This is a genomic window from Natronomonas sp., from assembly GCF_047616845.1.
GTDB lineage: Archaea > Halobacteriota > Halobacteria > Halobacteriales > Haloarculaceae > Natronomonas.
In genome coordinates this window covers 1-14,875 of the sequence record NZ_JBLGBY010000056.1, presented here as the reverse complement: position 1 = coordinate 14,875, position 14,875 = coordinate 1, and the positions used below count along the sequence as shown (strand labels likewise).

Below are 14,875 nucleotides of genomic sequence, written 5' to 3'. Positions count from 1 at the left end.
CGTTTCCCAACCCTACCCACAGGTGGCGTACCGACTGGAATATGGTTACTGCTGTGTATGCCCGGTCGCTTTTGATATGAAAACAAGTATCCAATTCATGAGAGCGGTCACCGTCACTCCGCAAGCGGCTCGACGGTGAGAGTGTGGCCCGACTCCCGTCCGTGTTCGATGACCACATCAGCCGGGAGTTCGTCGTCGGCACCGGTCACGACGGTGGAAAACGAGCAGTCGTTGCAGTCGATGCTCGTCCGGCTATTTTCGCACATCGTTAGGGGAAACTATCCAGAGGGCAGATATAACGCTATCGGCCGATAATACATCCAAGTGATGGGGCTGAACCCGGGGAGCACGACGGGGACAGGCAGGCCGGCGCTGGCGAACCGAGGGGCGCTGGTGGGATGGCGGTGGGCCGAACCTTCATCAGCTCCGCCCGGGAGTACCGGTCATGGCCAGCGCCGAGTCACTCTCGGAGCCGCAGGTGCTCGCCCACGCGAAGGGGCGCCTCTTTCCAGACGCTGAGGAGCCGAACACCTACGCCGTCTGTGACACCCAGTTCGCGGCCGAGGAGTGGCTTCCAGGGCAGCGAATCGCAGCCGACATCCGCGAGCGGCTCGCACCGTTCAACCACGTCCGAATCGGCTCGGGGTACCCCGACCTCGTCGGCGTTCGAACACTGGAATCGGAGTTGCTCGCCGTCGACCGCCTCGGGTCGGAACCACCGCTCGTCGCCGTGGAGGCGAAAGGCTACACGGGCGACGGAACCGTCGACACCGAGCGCGGCGTGTTGCAGGCATACGACCGCCTGCACGAAGCCAACGCTGCCTACGTTGCGGCACCAGTCGACGCCATCGGACAGACCACTCGGACGCTCGCACGGGAACTCAACGTGGGCGTGCTCGGCGTGGATTCGGGCGGGGGCGTCCGGCCTATCGAAACGCCACGCGTCGTCGGCAAACACACCGCCGACGATGCGTCAGCTATCCGATTTCAGGCGACAGCTCAGGGCGTTGCAGACGCGTCGTTCGGGCTGAACCACCCGAAGAACTATCTGGCATATCCGCTGGCGCTGTACCACCCCGACGACACCGAAGCAGTGCTCACGGAGTACGTCGTCAGCGCCGTCGCGGACGCCCGCCGAGGCGCGGTGTTTCTCGGGCTCGTCGACGAACAGCCACGCCGCGACGAACTGACGCCACTCGGCGAGGAAGTGGTTCGGTTCGCACTACACCGATACGGCTCCGTCGACGCCGCCTTGGAGCCGTTCGAGGCGTGGCAAGGATCACAAAAACGCTTCTACGACCTCGCGCCGGAGTGGGGAGCGCTCACCAGACGTGTCGTGTGGGCGTATCCGGCGACGAAGCTCCTGGTCGAGGAACTGCAGACGATGCACGAGGACGCGCTCACGGAACCGTCTCTCGTCGAGTTCCTCGAGTGGCTCCACGAACATCACCCGACGTTCGCCGTCGAACTGTTCGTCCGAAGCACCGACGACGTGCGGTCGCGAGTGTTGACACGGGACGGGTCACTCAGAACAGAGCTGCTTCGGGAGGGAAAGGTGTATCACTCGCCGACAGTCTTCCAGCTGAAGGCGATGCTGTACCATGCGGGCGTCCTGACGACGCGCGGCGCCGAACCCAATCGGCTCGACCCGACCGAGGACGTGTGGGCGCTCTGTGATCCGCTTTCATACACGCCGTAACGGGCGCGAGACTCGCTTCGGCCACGTCTCCACCTGCGAAACGCCGGCGTCGTCCGCATCGACGACAACGGTCGGCGCTCCTGAGGAAGGGGGCTTAGCGCCTCACTTCAGCTAAGCGGCTCAGTTCCGACACAATCCACGCTGTCTTTTATTTCGAGCACGATACACAGGGCTGGACAGGAGTTGGTACACCCCCCAAGGGGCATCGGAGGGAAGGACGCCGAACGCGCGGCAGCAGTTCGGTAATGGTTATTTTGCCGGCGTCCATTCTGTACGACGGGCACAACACCGCTAAGCCTTCGGCCAGCAATACTCGGTTGCTTTAATAGGGCAGTGGTGGGGCGTGAGCGATGGGCGCAGTCGAGAAATCGCGGTGATGTCGGTTCCCCGACGCACGTGTATGTTCGACACGTCAGAGGCGAACAGCCAGGTGTGGCGCGATGTCAGATGTGACAGCCGTGCTTCGGTGGAACCGACCACTTGGTCGAAGTCAGCGCCCGGGATTGAAGCTAGCGGCTAACATCCTAGGTATGTTGGTGCAACGACAGTCTCGCAGCGCGGTCACGTTTAAACCCCCTCTGATTCGCGGAGTCACACCCAAACACTGGGAGAGAATGTACGGGATACGATGGCACAACAGAACCTCGATGACGAATCCGACGTCATCTATTTCCCGAGCCAGGCGTGGTTTGCAGCGTACAAAGACCGCATCAACGAGAACGAGGCGTACGCCGAGCAGGCAGCAGATTGGGGCGTGGACTTCAACGGCGATTTCATCTTCGAGATGCGGAACATGCCGGTCGACGACCTCGACATCGACGCGATGCCGGACGACCTCCGGTCGGAGATCGACCAGTACGTCAACGAGGAGAACGGCGTCCACGTCGGCTACTCCTTCGTCGGTCTCGAAGGCGGCAAATGCACCGATGCGTATCTCATCGAGAGCCCCGACGAGGTCGATGTCGGCTTCAGACTGACCGCCGACAACGAGACCTGGAAAGACCTCATGCGCGGTAACCTCGGCGTCGTCGACGGCATGATGTCCGGCCACTTCGACATCGAGGGTGACATGCAGAAAGTGATGCAGTACTCCCAGGCCGCAGTCGAGTTGACCGAATCCGCCGCGAGCATCGATGCGGCGTTCGCCGACGAAACCTTCTCGAAATAACTACTCTGACTCGCGGTCTTTCAGCGCCTCACGGTCGGTTTTGCCGATATCCGTGAGCGGCACCCTCTCGACGAACTCGACTTCTTTCGGCATCGCCTGCCGCGGGACACGACCCTCCAGATACGGCCGCACGTCGTCAGCGGTGATATCGGCGTCCGCTTCGGGTTCGATGAAGATCTTCACGCGCTCGCTTCCGGGGCGTTCTGGGTCTGGAACCCCGATAGTCGCGGGGCGGCGGACGCCGTCCATCCCGAACAGCTCCTCGTCGACCTCTTCGGCGTACACCTTCAGCCCCGAGACGTTGATCATGTTCTTCACCCGGTCGACGACGTAGAACCGCCCCCGCTCGTCGATTTTCACGACATCGCCAGTCGCGACGAACCCGTCCTCGTCGAAGGGGTCGTCGGCGTTCAGATAGCCGGCCATCCGCTGGGGGCCGTTCAGGTACATCTCGCCTTCGCGTTCCTCGGCGATGGCCGCCTCGAGCGGGATTTCCTCGTCAGTGTCGATGTCGACGAGTTTCGCGTCCGTATCGGGGACGGGAACGCCGATGGCGGGGCGGTCGAAGCCCGCATCGTCGGCCGAAGTGCCCGTGATGGCTTCCTGGATTCCGCTCACGTCGAAGTGGGTAATCGGCGACATCTCGGAGAGGCCGTACCCCTGTGAGATGCCCGAGGAGCGTTCGTTGAACCGCTCGCGCGTCTCCGAGGCCAGCGGTGCCGACCCCGAGAGCCCGACAACGTCGTGTTCCAGTTCGTCGTCTGCGACCTGCATGAACTGCGTCGGTACGCCGAACATGACGAGCGGTTCGTGTTCGGCGATGTGGCTATGAACCAACTCCGTATCGCGGGCGTCGGGCACCACGAGAACGTCGAGGCCCAAGGCGACGAGCATGTTCGTCACCGAGTAGCCGTAGGCGTGGTACATCGGCAGCGCCATGATGGCCGATTCGCGACCGCGCATCAAATCGGGAAGCCGCGACTGGGCGGCGATCGACTGCAGGGCGTTGGCGACGAGATTCCGGTGAGTCAACAGACACCCCTTCGGCTGCCCCGTCGTGCCACCAGTAAAGAGGATGGTGTGGGTGTCTTCGGGCGCGATATCGGCGGTGTTGGGGCCGCCATCGCTCTCCTCGATGACGGTCGGCAGCCACTCGACGTCGTCTTCGGGGTCGTGTTCCGGTGGCTCCGGGGCGTAATCGTCCAGCGACGTGAGGATGAGCCGGTCGATATCGGCCGTCTCCCGAAGCGTCTCCAGCAGGTCGCGGTGTTCGTCACGCCCGATAAGCACGTCCGGGTCGCTCGTTTCGAGCCGGTAGGCGAGGTCGTCTTCGGCGTCGAGGAAATCGTTCGGGACGTGAACCGCGCCCGCACGCGAGATGGCGTTCGTCGCCACGATGAACTGGACTGACGTGGGGAGCACCGTCGCGACACGGCTGCCGGGCTCGACGCCGCGTTCCTGGAGTGCGGCCGCGAGCGCCTCAACGTCCGCGCGGAGTTCGGGATACGTGATGGTTCGGTCGCCCTGAACGACGCCCTGTTCGGGGTACTCTTCGGCGGCGTCGTACAGGAACTGATGCACCGGCTGGTCGGGATACGGTCCGAGTGTCTCCTCGATGCCGAACGCCTCGTACTCCCGGAACCAGGGTCGCTCTTCACTCATACGTCCGGAAAGCACCTCTCCCCCGGAAACCCTACGCGCTCGTATGCGCGGTGGTTTACGTGGGTGGGTGACGCTCCCACGCTGTCGAAAGTGCTTCCAGGAGCAGTACGTATCGTCCCGGAGCACTCCGTGGCGTGCCCCCGGACGCGCTACCGCCAAAAACCGCCCGCCGCCGTGTAATTATTACAGTCGAAGTCAGTACTTATAAGTTGGGCGAGCGAGGATCGCCGTCTGAAGTATGCAACTGCGCTCTCTCAATTCAGGGGGTGGATCGCTTTCCAATCACCACGCGTTCTCAATTGCGCTTCTCGTGGCCGTCTCGCTTCTCGCGGTCGGTCTATTCGCGGGCGGGGCCGCCGCGCACCCGGACGCCGCGGATCTCGTCGTGCACAACCAGACACAGGTGCTCGACGAACACGACGAGGTTCACACCATCACCGTCGACTCCGCGACGGCCGACACCGAATTCTACATCGACGTCCACGGCGAGCAGGGCGACCTGAACGCGACGGGCACCTTCGAGGCCGGCACGACCGTCGAGAACCTCGCACTCCAGTTGGATCCGACTATCACCAACGACACCACGGTGACGGTCGCGACCCACGCGGCCAACGGGACGGAACTCGAGGCACAGGAGATACGCGTCGACGTTGTCGAGGCACCGACCGTCGAGTTCGACGACCAGACGCACGCGCTCGACGAACACGACGAGGTTCACACCATCACCGTCGACACCGTCGCCGCCAACCAGGAGTACTACGTCGACGTCCACTCCGAGGACGGCAACCACAACAAGACGGCGACTTTCGAGGCCGGCACCGCACAGACCGACCTCAACCTCAACCTCGACCCGACGCTGAAGAACGAGACGAACGTCACCGTCGCCGTCCACGCGGCCAACGGGACGGAACTGGCCGCCACGACCGCGACGGTCACGACGGCCGACGTGACGTTCACCAACCAGACACAGGTGCTCGACGAACACGACGAGGTTCACACCATCACAGTCGAGGAAGCGACCGCCGAAGTGCCGTTCTACGTCGATTTCCACGCCGAACAAGGCGATCTGAACGCGACAGACACCTTCGAGGCAGACACGACCCTCGAGAACGCCACGCTCGATCTCGACCCGACGCTGACGGAGACCACCGAGGTCACCGTCGCCGTCCACGCCGAGGACGGAACCGAACTGTCCGCCTCGACCGCGACTGTGACGGTCGAGGGGGGCGAATCGACGCCGACCGAAACCGAGACCGCGACCGAAACCGAGTCCACGGACGGCGAGGGCGGCGGTGACGCCACCGAGACCGAAGACGACGGCGCCGGCTTCGGCGCGATCGCCGCACTTCTCGCGGTCGTCTCCGCCGTCGCTGGGCGCCGTATCGTCGCCTGAGGGCGGTCGCGTTTTTCCGACGCTTCGCCGGCGGCCGCGCTACGGTGCGATAGCGGCCATCACTTTCGCCTCGATTTTCCGCAGGTGTTCGCCGACCGTGCCGTCCGAACGGTCGAGATAGTCGGCGATGTCCTGATGGGTCGCCTCGCGCGGCACGCGGTAGTAGCCCACGTCGAGGGCGGCCTGCAGCGTCTCCTGTTGGCGTTCGGTGAGCATCGAGAAGAGCCGCTCTTCCTCGGGGACGTAATCGCTGATCTGTTCGAGGTTCAGGCCGATTCCGTCCGGCACCTTCGGGATGACCTCTCGGATGACGTCCTCCTCGCCGACGATGTGGGCCCGGAGCGACCCATCAGCGGTGTACTCAAGCGGCATATCGAGGATGAGTTCGTACTCCCGGAACAGCGACAGTAGATCGACGATATCCTGGGTCGGCATGAAATGGGTGTAGATGGTGATGTGGTCGTCGCCCTCCGAGAGCTGGTAATCGAGAACCTCGTCGGATTCCTCGGCGATCTCGCTGGCGAGGTCGGCGTCACCCGAAAGCTGGAACAGCGTAATCGCCGTTCCATCGTCCAGCAGGCTGATGTTGTGCAGCAGTTCACGCGTGAGGTTCGGCTCCTCAGCGAGCCGTTCGTCAACGGGGTGAAGCCCACCCTCACGCGGGATGATGACCGTCCTGACGTAGCGCATGATACTGTATACTGTACGTACTCCGGTATAAACAGTTGGCGACGTGATGCGCTGTTTATAAAAACTCGAATCCGAGGACAGACCCTTATCAGTTGCCGAAGCCGTTCCGTAGCGGCCTGTTACCGCCCCAATATCGGGGTTTCGGCGTTCTATCATAAACACCCACCCATGGGAGGAACAATCCACAGGGCCTATCGGTCACTCTATTCGGATACACGGGGGTCGCCCCCGAGAACCACTATGACGGACGACATCGCAACTCGAATCGAAGCATCGCTGGAAGCATCGCTCGACGAACTGGAATCGGAACTGCCCGACATCCTGGATGATGTCGACGGCCAGACTCGCGCCCTCGTCGAGGAGCACCCGGCGCTTTTCGGCCGGCTCGTCGGCCGCATGGAGGAGATCGACATCGCCGACTTCGTCTCGGCGAACCCACAGACCGCCGACCAGTTCCAGGAACTGCTGTGGACGGGCATGGAAGTGCTCGTCGAGAACACCCCCGAAGTCAAAGAGCAGATCGCCCAGAACATCACGGTTAACTTCGAGGCCAACGACTGCCCGATGGAAGGCCATCTGAAGGTCGACGGCCACGAACAGACCGTCACGGGCGGGGCAGGCACCATCGACGACCCGACGATCGGGATCTCCGGGCCCGGCGACAACCTCGTCGGCCTCATCACGGGCGCCATCGACCCCGTGCAGGGCTTCATGAGCCAACAGTACGAACTCGATGGCCCCGTCGCACAGGGGACGCAGCTGGCCCCAATCATGAGCAACCTCGCAGAGAACATCCCCTCGTAAGATGTCCTCCGAATACGGCGGGATCTACGACGAAGACGACGGGCAGTTCCGCCAGGAGCTGCGTGCCCAGCTGGAGGAGCACATCGAGCCCATCGTCGATGAGGCCGACCGCGAGCCGCTGACCCGCGAGGAGTTCATCGAGTATACGGGCGTCCTCCGCGAGCTCGGGATTGGCTTCGAGCCCGGCATCGCCGAGCAGTACTTCGGCAACCTCGAACGGTTCGCCGTCGTCTCCGAAGAGGTCTCGAAGGTGTGGCCGAGCCTCAACGTCGCCCTCCAGATGTCGTTCCCGTCGGTGTTCGTCAACTACGCCGCCGACGAAACCCAGGACGCCATGCTCTCGAAGCTCGAAACCGGCGAGTGTATCGGCTGTCTCGCCGTCACCGAGCCCGAAGGCGGCTCCGACACCGCCCGACCGAACACGGTCGCCTACAAGGACGGCGACGAGTACGTGCTGGAAGGCGAGAAAACGTGGGTCGGGAATGCACCCATCGCCGACATCGCTTTGGTCGTCGCCCACGACGACGAGGCCGACACCCAGGACATGTTCCTCGTCGACCAGGAGAACTCGCCGTTCGAGACCGAGACGATGGACAAACTCGGCTGGAAAGGCGTCAACAACGGCCACATGTACTTCGACGGCGTCCGCATCCCGGAGGACAACCGCCTGTCGAACATCGTCGGCAACGCGCTGATGGACGGCGCCGATATGCAGGAGATCGTCCCGTTCCCCGAGGCCGTCTCCCAGCTGTTCTTCGAGCAGAAGGCGCTGAATGCGACCTTTTCCTTCATGCGAACGGGCATGTCGTTCATGGCGGTCGGCATCATGCAGGCCGCCTTCGACGAGGCGCTGGACTACGTCCACGAGCGGGAAACCTTCGGCAAACCCATCGGCGAGAACCAACTCGTCCAGGAGAAACTCTACGACATCCTGCGCGACCTTGAAACCTCCCGACACCTCGCGCGACACGCCCTAGAGTTGCTCAGCCGCGGCGACGACCGCGCCCGACTCATCTCCTCGCTCGCGAAGGGGTACACCGCCGAACGCTCCGTCGACGCCACCTACAACGCCCTGCAGATTCACGGTGGCGAAGGGCTGAAAACCCAGAATCGACTGGAGCGCTACTATCGTGACGCGAGCGTCATGACCATCCCGGACGGCACCACCGAGATCCAGAAGCTCATCGTTGGGAAAGAGTTGACCGGGCTGAGTGCGTACTAAAACCCACTTTTTGCACGCTCCACGGGTTCGCCGCCGTTCGGCGGCGAACACCGCTCCGCGGCAAAAACTTGGGGAAAATATGCGCGCGTGCTCCTTCCGGCGACCCTTCGGGTCGCCTCCAGTCCGCGCGCGCTACGGCGACTCGGCGGCTCCGCCGCCTCGTCGCCGCGAACCGCCTCAGGCGGGTTCTTCGAACCCGCCCTCGGCGGATGCTATCTCTATTGTTTCGTTAGTCGTTTTCAGTCGCTTGGTTAGCGTCTCGACCGACAGTTCGGATGTCACTATGGTATGTAATCGAAGGACTTCGAATCCGAGACATCCCGACAGAGCAGGCTGACGGCTACACCGGTCTACTTCGTGGGCGCGTCGAACGCGGGGGGAGACCAGCCGCCGGCAGAAAGAGACGCTGCTCGATGGGTCGTTTTTCGGGAGGTCAGTCGGCGGCAGCGGGCGAGTCGTCGAGTGAGACGAGCTCTTCGACATCCGGAATCTTGGCGTCAGCGTCGGTGATGATCTCGATGCGGCGGGTGAGTTTGTCGCGGGCGTAGTTGACGAGCGGCATCGGGTTGATGACGCCGTCGCCGACCGACACCGTCTCCGCGACGAACGGCATCAGTTCCTGGAGCGTGTCCTGGACGATCTGCTCGTCGACGCCGTCCTCGGCGAGGTGTTTCTGGACTTTCTGCATCCCGAAGCCGACGTGGCGGCCCTCGTCGCTGCGGATGTAGTTGATACCCTTCACGAGCCCCGGCAGATGCGGCGTGTCGAGGTCGGACGGCGAGATATGGTCTTCTTCTTCGGGCCCCATCACCGTCGTGAGGCCGTAATAGCCCGTCTGAGCCAGCACGGATTCGACGGTGAGATGGTAATGGCAGTACGCTCGCACGCGATTCTCGGGCGTGTCGTTCGTCAGCAGTTCCTGCATCGCGGCCTCGGTGCGGTCGAAAAGCTCCATGTAGCCGTCCGGGAAGAACCGCTGATCGGTGGGATACACCTTCTCGTAGCCGCACTCTTCGGCGACCGGGAAGATGACCTCCCGCCAGTAGCGGTCGAAGAACTGGGCGTGTTTGGCCTCCTCGTAGATCTGCGAAGAGATGAACATCTGGTCGTTGATGTCGTCCAAAGCGACCATCAGCGGTGCGAGGTCTTCGGTAACGGCCTCCTCGCCCGCCCCGAACAGCGCGAGATACTGCATCGTCTCGAAGAACTCCTCCTCGGACGTTGCGGATTCGATGCTCCGCTTTCTGTCGGTTTCGATGAGATCCTGCCCGATGTCCTCGTACGGATCCCAGTGGTTGTAGACGGCGTGTTTGAAGTAGCCGCCGCCGACGGTGTCTTCGCTGATGCGCATCTCGCGACTGTCATCCCGAATCTGTGTCATGGGTAGTCTGGATACAGGAGCCGCTTATGGATTGAGGTAACGCCCCGCATGGGAGGTAGTTTAACTCAAATCGGCGGCGAGCTACCGACCTTCGAACTCCGGTTCGCGGTCGGCCACGAACGCAGCGACTCTTTCGGCGAAATCCGCGCTATCTATCAGCTCCTCTTGGGCGAGGGCTTCCTCCCGGAGCGTCTCCTCCATCGAGCGGTGGGGACTGCGGTAGACGAGTGGCTTTGCCGCAGCGACGGCCTTCGTCGGCCGGCCAGCAAGCGTTTCGGCCCGCTCCTTGACATCCTCCCCGCCGTGAAGGGTGAGGATTCCCGACCGCCGTTGGGATATTGTGGTTTACGACGTAAGCTGTTCTTGAGGTGCGAACGCACCAGTTTCCTTGTCAAACAAGAGCGTCGATGGCGTTCTTCCGGTCGGGGGTCGAGATGGTCGCGATGCGGTCGTCAGTCGTCAGCTCGACGCTCATGAACTGTGGGCCGCCGCAGGGACTTGACTCTATTCGTAGTGGCGTCGAAGCAGGTCGAGGACCGCCGCTCGGGAGTCGACGACCCGTTCGTCATCGGGTGTCTCGACGGCGAAGCCGCCGTCGACCGGCCGCCAGCAGTCGGCGTGGCGTTCGAGCACCTCGCCGTCGGCTCGCAGTTCGCGAAGCTTCTCAACCGAGTCGGCATCGTCGGCGACGCGACGCTCGGTTGCGGCCGGGCGATCCGCCGCAGACTCCGCCGGCTCGCCGCTGGGGACGATATCCGTCGACTGACAGAGCGGACATGGGCCCTCCGGGTCGTCGACGCCCGTCCCACAGACCGCACACTCGAACGCTCCCGTCGGTTTCGGTTCTCCCGGTTCCCCACTGCTCGTTCCGATAGCAGCCCGCCACCACGCGCGGAGTCGGTCGAGAAGGCCCATCGAGTTACTTCCAGTGGTTGAACAGCAGTCGTTTCACGTCGTCTTTCGTTCGGGCCGGCTCCGTCGAGCCGTCGGGGAGGTCGACCTCGTAGGGTTCGTCACCGCTGCCCTCTCGCCACCGGTCATCGTGGGCTTCAAGCAGATTCATCGCCTGCTGGAGTGTGCTTTCCGGGCTGTCGTCGGCCGGGTCGTCGGGCGTATCCGCGTCCGCTTCCCCGTCAGATTCGTCCGCTTCAGCCGCGGCTCCCTCGGACCCACTGGGCCGCTCGCCGTCTTCCGGCGGCGTGTACGTATCGAGGAGATATTCGAGGGCGTCCTGTGGGCGGACAGTCCCGTACTCGTCGACGTAGGCGGCCTCGAGGTCGTCACAGACGTTATCGAGCCGCTGAAGTTGCGCCTCGGTCACGGAGAACTCGGGCATGCGCGTCGCTGCGGGCGGGTCGGTAATAAGTCATCGCCGGATGTTGGGTCTCGAACGCGTTTCCGGGGAGCCGAGGGCTTATCGGCACGGAAGCCTCCATACGGGTATGAGCGACCCTGTCGCAAGCGAGGAGTCGGCAGATGGGCCGCCGGACGGGTTCATCAGCGTTCGGAGCGCGATCGTCGGGCTCGCGCTGCTGTGGCTGGCCGCGATGACGGCCTTCGGCGCCCTCCAGGCGGCTGTCTACGGCGCCGCGGTCAACTCCTCGTACATCCTCGTCGCCATCGGCACCGGCAGCGTCTCCGTCGCCTCCGGCTACGGCTCGATGCGGGCATTCGGCCTCCGATAACTCACTCCTCTTCGAGTTCCTCCATCCGAACGGTGAGAACGGGCACCTCGGCGGTGCGGACGACGCGTTCGGTGACGCTGCCGAGCAGATATCGGTCGAGGCCGCTGCGGCCGTGCGTTCCCATCACGATGAGGTCGACGTTTTCGGCCTCGGAGTAATCGATAATCGTGGTGTGTGGCGCACCCTCTTCGAGGGCAGCAACGACATCGACGCCGGCCTCCTCAGCCTGCTCGCGGATGGCCGTGAGCGCCTCCTCGCCGACGGAGCGAAGCTGTGCCGCGACTTCGTCGTCCATCATCTCGGGAGCGTACGGGATGTCTTCGACGACGAACAGTGCGTGGATTTCCGCACCCGTCTCCGTGGCCAGCCCGATGGCCTGCTCGATTGCGCGGCTACTGGCCTCGCTTCCGTCGGTGGGCAACAGGATTCGGTCGTACATGAACGGGCCGTCTCGCCGACAGTACAAAAGCGGTACGGGGAGTCACGCCGACAGCAGTTCGGCGTGTTTCTGGCGGATCTTCTTCAGCTTGGGGTTGATGTTGACGACGCAGTAGGTGTCGTTCGGGTTCTTCTCGAAGTAGTCTTGGTGGTGCTCCGTGGCTCGATAGAACTCTTCGAGCGGTTCGACCTCGGTGACGATGTCGTCGTCGTACAGCGGCTGGAGGTCGTCGATGACCGCCTCGACCGTCTGTCGCTGCTCGTCGTCGTGATAGAAGACGGCCGAGCGGTACTGGCTGCCGATGTCGGGGCCCTGCCGGTTCAGCTGCGTGGGGTCGTGGATAGTGAAAAACACCTCGAGCAGGTCGCGATAGGGGACGATTTTTGGGTTGAACTCGACCTGGACGACCTCGGCGTGGCCGGTTTCCTCACGGCAGACGGCCTCGTAGCTTGGGTTCTCGACGTGGCCGCCAGCGTAGCCGGAGACCACGGATTCGACGCCGCGAAGCTCCTTCAGCGCGGCCTCGATACACCAGAAACAGCCCCCCGCAAGCGTTGCAGTTTCCGTCTCGGACATATGCCCGTGTATGGGCTCCAGATGCTTGAATCAACGTATCGGGGCATCTGCCGGCCGCGGGGCGGGAGCGAAGCCGGCAGCGCTAATCGTCGTCGCTGGTGTTCGAGCCACCGACCTGTTCGTGTTTGTGCAAAATCGTCATCCAGGCCTTGAGGTCGATTCCCTTCCGGTCGTAGGCGCGGATGCGATAGAGATACAGCGCGGTCGAAAGCATCATCCACGCGAGCACGACGACGAACGCGGGGGGGCGCTCTGGACGGCAAGCAGCGTGAAAAGCAGCGAGACGACGACGTTGCCGACGTCGACGACACGGAGTGACAGAGGCGTCGGGAGCGGTTCTGTCACCAATAGAATCGGTCATTGATGGTTCGGGCCACGATTCGTGGGCGGAAGCGAAACGGGGCAGCGGCTACGACGTGGTGAAGCCGGTCGATTCGTCGTACTCCTCTAACACCCACTCCAGCTCCTCGATAGCCCGGAGGATGGCGACTTCAGCGGTGTCTTCGAACTCCGAGGACGGCGGGTCGTAGTCGTCGTACTGGGATTCGAGTTCCGCGATACGCTCGCGGAGTTCGTCTTCGGTTCGCATACTGTGACCGACCGCAGGCAGCCTCTTTGTCCTTGCGGCGCGGCGACCGCCGGCAGCACAATGTGGAAACAGCTGGAACACGTATGAAGGGATATGACAGAGGAACTCCCGCAGACCGACGAGGAGTGGCGTGAAGTGCTCACCGAGGAAGAGTATCGCGTGCTCCGCGAGCAGGGCACCGAACCGAAGTTCAGCGGCGACTCCCTCGGCAAGGGCGACGACGGCATCTACCGGTGTGCCGGCTGTGGCGCCGAGCTGTTCGACGCCGAGACGAAGTTCGACTCGAACTCGGGGTGGCCCTCCTTCTACGACGCCGAGGAGGGCGCCGTCGAACTCAAGGAAGACCGCAGCCACGGCATGGTGCGGACGGAGGTCGTCTGTGCGTCGTGTGGCGGCCATCTCGGCCACGTCTTCGAGGACGGCCCCGAGCCGACGGGCCAGCGGTTCTGCATGAACTCAGTCGCGCTCGATTTCGACGAAAGCGACGAATGACGGCCTTGCGAGCCCCCAGAAGTCGGTTTCCCGTCTTCTGAGACGAGTGATAATCCTCATATGACGTGGCTGTGAACCGCCGAGTAAGGATGTCCACGAACGATTCGGCCGGTCTGAGTCGCCGCGATTTCGTCCGCGCTAGCGCCGGAGCGGCTGCTGCCGCGGCAGCGACGTCGACCGTGAGCGCACAAGAGGAGTTCGACTACGGCGGCTGGTTCGATGACGTGTCCAACTTCGAGGGCACCGTCGACCGAACCGGCCAGGATGAAGTGACCGTCACCGTCGGCGCCGGCGGTGACCTGATTTTCGACCCGCCCGCGATTCACGTCGACCCCGGAACGACCGTCATCTGGGAGTGGGATCAGGGATACCACAACGTCGCCGAGCGGGAGTCCGGAGAGCGCTACACGAGCGAGCTCGCGAGTGAATCCGGCACCACCTTCGAGGTCACTTTCGAAAGCGACGGTATCTCGAAATACATCTGTGAACCCCACCAGTCACAGGGGATGAAAGGCGCTGTCGCGGTCGGCAGCGGCGAAGGCGCCCCCGAGGTCACCGTCGGCGGGATGAACGTCGGCGGCGGTGGCGAGGGTAGCGGTGAAGGCAGCGAAGGCGGTAGCGGTGAAGGCGGTGAAGGTGGAGAAGGCGGCGAGGGGGACGGCGACGAGCCAGCGACCCAAGTCAGCAACGACGTGCTGGCGCTGTACGGCGTCGCGGCCGTCATCGCCTTCCTGTCGCCGTTCGGACTCGTCGTGTTGATGTACCGGAACCTAAAGCGCGAAGAGCAGGTCTAAGCCTCCTCTTTCGGGGGGGCGGCGGGAGTGGAGTGCTCGGCCGCCTCCTCTTCAGCCGTCGGGTCACGGCGATGTCGATACGCCCGTAGCGCCGCCGTCAGGAAGACCAACGCGCCGGCGATGACGAGCGTATCGCCGGGCAGCCGGAGCCAAAGCAGCGTCTGCACCAGCTCACTCTCATAGAACGCCAGGCTCCGGGCTGCTGCATACCCTTCAGTGAAGGAGGTTTCCAACTGCAGGAAGCCGACCGGCGTCAGTGAGACGAACACCATCACCGCGAG

18 protein-coding genes and 1 pseudogene are annotated in these 14,875 nt (G+C 63.3%); 8 read left to right on the top strand and 11 right to left on the bottom strand.

All coding sequences use genetic code 11. The features are described from left to right. Positions 1-113: 113 nt before the first annotated feature. Entirely contained in the window at positions 114-266 is a 153-nt protein-coding gene (locus ACI8UR_RS10640) for a hypothetical protein (RefSeq protein ID WP_411715019.1), read from the bottom strand. Between the two features lie 179 nt (positions 267-445). On the opposite strand from ACI8UR_RS10640, the gene ACI8UR_RS10635 reads away from it, so the two are divergent. Beyond that, complete coding sequence (locus tag ACI8UR_RS10635) at positions 446-1,699, top strand: hypothetical protein (RefSeq protein WP_411715020.1); 1,254 nt, start codon at positions 446-448, stop codon at positions 1,697-1,699. Positions 1,700-2,327: 628 nt separating this feature from the next. Beyond that, positions 2,328-2,867 (top strand): SCP2 sterol-binding domain-containing protein, encoded by a 540-nt coding sequence (locus ACI8UR_RS10630; RefSeq protein ID WP_411715021.1) that lies wholly within the window; start codon positions 2,328-2,330, stop codon positions 2,865-2,867. Here the strand turns inward: ACI8UR_RS10630 and ACI8UR_RS10625 are convergent, their stop codons facing one another. Next, complete coding sequence (locus ACI8UR_RS10625) at positions 2,868-4,529, bottom strand: AMP-binding protein (RefSeq protein ID WP_411715022.1); 1,662 nt, start codon at positions 4,527-4,529, stop codon at positions 2,868-2,870. It abuts the gene before it with no gap. A gap of 238 nt (positions 4,530-4,767) precedes the next feature. On the opposite strand from ACI8UR_RS10625, the gene ACI8UR_RS10620 reads away from it, so the two are divergent. Next, entirely contained in the window at positions 4,768-5,922 is a 1,155-nt protein-coding gene (locus ACI8UR_RS10620; protein ID WP_415087856.1) for a hypothetical protein, read from the top strand. Positions 5,923-5,961: 39 nt separating this feature from the next. Here the strand turns inward: ACI8UR_RS10620 and ACI8UR_RS10615 are convergent, their stop codons facing one another. Further along, positions 5,962-6,612 (bottom strand): helix-turn-helix domain-containing protein, encoded by a 651-nt coding sequence (locus ACI8UR_RS10615; protein WP_411716246.1) that lies wholly within the window; start codon positions 6,610-6,612, stop codon positions 5,962-5,964. Positions 6,613-6,852: 240 nt separating this feature from the next. Here ACI8UR_RS10615 and ACI8UR_RS10610 point away from each other — a divergent pair, with 240 nt between their 5' ends. Together ACI8UR_RS10610 and ACI8UR_RS10605 are read left to right on the top strand one after the other, a co-directional pair. Beyond that, complete coding sequence (locus tag ACI8UR_RS10610; protein WP_411716247.1) at positions 6,853-7,416, top strand: hypothetical protein; 564 nt, start codon at positions 6,853-6,855, stop codon at positions 7,414-7,416. 1 nt (position 7,417) lies between these two features. Continuing rightward, positions 7,418-8,638, top strand: coding sequence for an acyl-CoA dehydrogenase family protein (locus ACI8UR_RS10605; RefSeq protein ID WP_411716248.1), 1,221 nt, complete (start codon positions 7,418-7,420; stop codon positions 8,636-8,638). Positions 8,639-9,071: 433 nt separating this feature from the next. On the opposite strand, the gene ACI8UR_RS10600 is transcribed toward ACI8UR_RS10605, so the two are convergent. From ACI8UR_RS10600 to ACI8UR_RS10590, 3 genes are all read right to left on the bottom strand, one after another. Beyond that, positions 9,072-10,019, bottom strand: a complete 948-nt coding sequence (locus tag ACI8UR_RS10600; protein WP_411716249.1) for a ribonucleoside-diphosphate reductase — start codon at positions 10,017-10,019, stop codon at positions 9,072-9,074. Between the two features lie 504 nt (positions 10,020-10,523). Beyond that, the gene (locus tag ACI8UR_RS10595) at positions 10,524-10,934 is read right to left on the bottom strand and encodes a hypothetical protein (RefSeq protein ID WP_415087855.1); all 411 of its coding nucleotides are present in this window, start codon (positions 10,932-10,934) and stop codon (positions 10,524-10,526) included. Positions 10,935-10,938: 4 nt separating this feature from the next. Beyond that, complete coding sequence (locus tag ACI8UR_RS10590) at positions 10,939-11,355, bottom strand: hypothetical protein (RefSeq protein ID WP_415087854.1); 417 nt, start codon at positions 11,353-11,355, stop codon at positions 10,939-10,941. 106 nt (positions 11,356-11,461) lie between these two features. Here ACI8UR_RS10590 and ACI8UR_RS10585 point away from each other — a divergent pair, with 106 nt between their 5' ends. Then, entirely contained in the window at positions 11,462-11,704 is a 243-nt protein-coding gene (locus ACI8UR_RS10585; protein ID WP_415087853.1) for a hypothetical protein, read from the top strand. 1 nt (position 11,705) lies between these two features. Here the strand turns inward: ACI8UR_RS10585 and ACI8UR_RS10580 are convergent, their stop codons facing one another. The 4 genes from ACI8UR_RS10580 to ACI8UR_RS10565 all read right to left on the bottom strand — a co-directional run bounded on the left by ACI8UR_RS10580 (position 11,706) and on the right by ACI8UR_RS10565 (position 13,308). After that, the gene (locus ACI8UR_RS10580; RefSeq protein WP_415087852.1) at positions 11,706-12,143 is read right to left on the bottom strand and encodes a universal stress protein; all 438 of its coding nucleotides are present in this window, start codon (positions 12,141-12,143) and stop codon (positions 11,706-11,708) included. Between the two features lie 42 nt (positions 12,144-12,185). After that, positions 12,186-12,719, bottom strand: coding sequence for a peptide-methionine (S)-S-oxide reductase MsrA (msrA, locus tag ACI8UR_RS10575; RefSeq protein ID WP_415087851.1), 534 nt, complete (start codon positions 12,717-12,719; stop codon positions 12,186-12,188). A gap of 82 nt (positions 12,720-12,801) precedes the next feature. Further along, positions 12,802-12,936, bottom strand: coding sequence for a hypothetical protein (locus ACI8UR_RS10570; RefSeq protein ID WP_415087850.1), 135 nt, complete (start codon positions 12,934-12,936; stop codon positions 12,802-12,804). A gap of 192 nt (positions 12,937-13,128) precedes the next feature. Beyond that, positions 13,129-13,308, bottom strand: a complete 180-nt coding sequence (locus ACI8UR_RS10565; RefSeq protein WP_415087849.1) for a hypothetical protein — start codon at positions 13,306-13,308, stop codon at positions 13,129-13,131. A 93-nt stretch (positions 13,309-13,401) separates the two neighbouring features. Here ACI8UR_RS10565 and msrB point away from each other — a divergent pair, with 93 nt between their 5' ends. After that, positions 13,402-13,800: a peptide-methionine (R)-S-oxide reductase MsrB gene (gene msrB / locus ACI8UR_RS10560; RefSeq protein ID WP_415087848.1), complete on the top strand. Its 399-nt coding sequence runs from the start codon at positions 13,402-13,404 to the stop codon at positions 13,798-13,800. A gap of 179 nt (positions 13,801-13,979) precedes the next feature. Next, positions 13,980-14,594: a halocyanin domain-containing protein gene (locus ACI8UR_RS10555; RefSeq protein WP_415087847.1), complete on the top strand. Its 615-nt coding sequence runs from the start codon at positions 13,980-13,982 to the stop codon at positions 14,592-14,594. Here ACI8UR_RS10555 and ACI8UR_RS10550 read toward each other — a convergent pair. Then, positions 14,591-14,875 (bottom strand): annotated as a pseudogene (locus ACI8UR_RS10550) (cytochrome B); the annotation flags it as partial. The gene ACI8UR_RS10555 and the pseudogene ACI8UR_RS10550 sit on opposite strands and share 4 nt — an antisense overlap.